The sequence below is a fragment of the Streptomyces sp. NPDC045470 genome (assembly GCF_040646595.1).
Classification (GTDB): domain Bacteria; phylum Actinomycetota; class Actinomycetes; order Streptomycetales; family Streptomycetaceae; genus Streptomyces.
This window is the reverse complement of record NZ_JBEZAN010000055.1, coordinates 1-3,063: the sequence shown is the minus strand read 5'-3', so window position 1 is coordinate 3,063 and position 3,063 is coordinate 1. Positions and strand designations below refer to the sequence as shown.

At 67.9% G+C, this 3,063-nt stretch carries 3 protein-coding genes and 1 pseudogene; 3 read left to right on the top strand and 1 reads right to left on the bottom strand.

Going from position 1 to position 3,063, the window contains the following annotated elements:
• Positions 1-90: 90 nt before the first annotated feature.
• Positions 91-699 carry an XRE family transcriptional regulator gene (locus AB0A97_RS41575; RefSeq protein ID WP_359294677.1) on the bottom strand — a complete coding sequence of 203 codons (609 nt, stop codon included), beginning with the start codon at positions 697-699 and terminating at the stop codon, positions 91-93.
• Between the two features lie 81 nt (positions 700-780).
• Between AB0A97_RS41575 and AB0A97_RS41570 the strand changes: the two are divergent.
• The 3 genes and pseudogenes from AB0A97_RS41570 to AB0A97_RS41560 form a co-directional block, all read left to right on the top strand.
• A pseudogene (locus tag AB0A97_RS41570) lies at positions 781-1,245 on the top strand (alcohol dehydrogenase catalytic domain-containing protein); the annotation flags it as partial.
• 106 nt (positions 1,246-1,351) lie between these two features.
• Positions 1,352-1,501, top strand: a complete 150-nt coding sequence (locus AB0A97_RS41565) for a hypothetical protein (RefSeq protein WP_361161295.1) — start codon at positions 1,352-1,354, stop codon at positions 1,499-1,501.
• Positions 1,502-1,739: 238 nt separating this feature from the next.
• Positions 1,740-2,990, top strand: a complete 1,251-nt coding sequence (locus AB0A97_RS41560; protein WP_361161292.1) for a helix-turn-helix domain-containing protein — start codon at positions 1,740-1,742, stop codon at positions 2,988-2,990.
• Positions 2,991-3,063: the final 73 nt, after the last annotated feature.

Genomic DNA, 3,063 nt, shown 5'->3' with positions numbered 1-3,063 from the left:
GCCGGACAAACTCCCACTCGGCATCCGACAGCTCATGTCGACGTATCACCCGACCATGATCCAACACGCAAGATCATTTGAAGACACCGCCTAGGACGGTCCTCGCGTGACGCGCAGCAGGGGAGGCGACAGGACCCACAGGACCTCGCTCACCGTCGTACCCGGATTGTCGAACCGGTGGAGCGTCTGACCGGAGAACGAGGTGGACACGCCGGCTGGCAGCATCCGGGTCTCGCCCCCGACGACCAGACGGGTCGAGCCGCTCAGCCCCATCGCGAAGATCGTGGTGATGTCGAGCCGATAGGAGCCACCGGTGCCTCCGCCGGGTTCGATCACGGAACGGAAGACCTGGAACGCCGTGGTGTCGGCGGGCGTGAGCAGATACTCGGCTACGCCTTCACCGCCCATGTCGATCCGGCTTCCACCCTCCACGACCTGCTCGTCGGGGTATGCGAACAGCTCGCCGACCCCGATCTGCAGCACATCGCAGATGCGCAGCAACGTCGGGACGGACACGCTGGTGAGCCCACGCTCCAGTTGACTCAAAAAACCCTTGGTGACCTCTGCCTGATGCGCGACCTCCGTCAACGACAACCCGCGCCCGATCCTGATCTTCCTCAGCTGCGCGCCTGCGGACGCTTCGAGGGCCGCGGAGTCCTTGGCCGCTCCGCCTGCTCTCCTGCCGTCATCGATGGACATCGTGTGCTCACCGCTCGTCCCGAGGCCGAGGTCGTGTGCCCGTCGGGTGACAGGCCGACCTGGACGAGCCCCCTCCGTGACATGAGGCTAAGGCATGCCGCGCCATGGGTAGTTGGGGTGCCCTCCGGAGGGCGACGGCGCCGAACCCCTTGCGGTGCCACCGACGGCGTGATACACCTGCCGACGTTTAGTGGCACTAAACACCTCCCGAACTCCTGGAGGCCCATGCGCGCGGGTGTTCTCACTGCCCCGGCCACGCCCGTTGAGGTGGCGGATGCCGACCTCGCTGATCCGCAGACAGGCGAAGGCGGGGTTCGCATCACCGCGGCGGGCGTGTGTCACTCGGCGCTTCATCTCGTCCGGGGCTGGGAGGTGCCGACGCCCTGCGTCCCCGGACGCGAGGGGGCCGGCGTCGTGACCGCCGTGGGGCCACATGTCACCGGCCTAACCGGGGGCGATCATGTCGTGCTGCCCTGGAACCCGTATTGCGGGACGTGTCCGACATTCCCCGCCGGTCGCGAGACCTGGTGCCACGCCATCGCCACCGTCGTCAACGCCTCCGGCGGACTGCACGACGGTACCAGCTGGCTGTTGCTGCACGGTGCGCCGTTTCACCACGACTTGGGCTTCTGCGCGTGGGCCGGAAGAGGCCGTGATCCCGGCCGGGGGCGCCATCAAGGCCCGCAAGGACACGCCTCGCGACGTGGTCGCGCCGGTCGGCTGCGCTGCGGCGAGCGGCGTCGGTGCCGTCGCTCATCCCACCAAGGTGAAGGCCGGGTCGACGGCCGTGGCGATCGCCTGACGGACGAGCGGAAGGCGAACGCTGAACGCATTCAGCTTCTCCGGCCTGTCGAGCGCATGGCGGTCTCGGGGGCGGTAACCGCGGCCGCAAAGTGGTGGCGACCCGATGCCTTTCGCTGCCGTCGGCGGGCCGACGGCCCTCGCCTTCGCCATCGGGCATGCCGCTGGCTTCCTTCATCTGTCTGTGACGCGGCATGTCGGGGACGTCGGCTCTTCGCGATCAGGAGGACACTGTAGAAATGGAAGAGCTGTGGCCCAGGCCCTCCCGTGAGGTTGCTGATGCGATCAGGTCACTGTGCCAGCGCCAACTGACGGAAACGGACGCGCTGGTCGACGCCTTCGTAAGGCCCTCTCTCGTCGCCCAGAACGATCCTGCCCTCCTCGCGGACGCATCGCTGGTCGAAGAGGATCGTGAGCTCAACCGCTCCGACCTCGTCCAATGGCTGACCGCGAACGTCCAGCAACCGGGGCAGCGGGTGGAGCCTTACGTCGGCCCGAGGACCACGGCATACATCAACGATCTCGTCTCCCGAGGCATCGCGCCCGACTTCGCCGTTGCCTGGCGCGTGGCACTGGGTATCGGCTGGCGGCGATGGCTGGAGGCATGCGTAGCCGACTGCGCCGACCCCGACCTTCTCGTGGAGGTCCTGGACGTGACGGCGAAGTCGCTGGTGCAGTACGCCCTTGACTCGGTTGCGGCCCTGCGTCAAGCCGGCTTGGCCGCGGCGATGGGCAATACGGATGCCGAGGGGATCGCACTGATCCAGCTGATTGCCAGCGGGGCACCGATGGCGGAGAACCTCGCCGAAGAACGCCTGCGCTACCGGATGACGTGGTGGCACGTGGGCCTCGTGTTGTGGATCGACGGTCCTCAGCAGGCCGAGGCCCTGGACGAGGCCATCTCCGCCGTGCGCTCCGCCGCCGGCGGCCGGAGCACCCTAGTGGCGCGTGCCAGCGCCACGTCGCGGTGGATCTGGCTCTCGGGGGAGTCCGTCTCGGACCTCCACCATGTGGAAAAGGCCCTCGCGACGACCGACGAGATCCGCGCGGCGGTGGGAAGACCGGGACGCGGGCTCGAAGGGTTCCGGTCCAGCCACCAGGACGCCCTCGCGGCGCAGGCGCTGGTCATCCGGCTCGGGTCCGACCGGCGATACACCGCCTACGCCGACGTCGAGCTGATCGACGCGCTCACGAAGGACCGTGCCGGCGCACGTCGGTTCGTCATCAACACCCTCGGGCCATTGGCCGAAGCCGACACGGCCCTACGACAGGCCCTCCTCACCTACGTGCAGTGCGGCTTCAATACCACCCGAGCGGCCGCCAACCTCTACGCACACCGCAACACCGTCGAACGGCGGGTCTCGCGGGCCAACGAACTCTCGGCCGTCAAGGTGGAGGACAACCCGGCCCATATGGCGGCGGCACTCCTGGTGCTGGACATCGCGCCTGACATCGTGGCGACTACTGAGGTTGTCTGCGCGTTGTCGTGAGTGCGAGTCTGGTTGCGGCGAGGCAGCTGTCGATGAGGTTGCTTCGGTACTGGAGTTGGCGGAGGCCGCGGCG

Bases quoted from the DNA above. Each gene is read 5' to 3' on its own strand.
- AB0A97_RS41575 (WP_359294677.1), bottom strand. From the start codon at position 699: ATGTCCATCGATGACGGCAGGAGAGCAGGCGGAGCGGCCAAGGACTCC.
- AB0A97_RS41560 (WP_361161292.1), top strand. From the start codon at position 1,740: ATGGAAGAGCTGTGGCCCAGGCCCTCCCGTGAGGTTGCTGATGCGATC.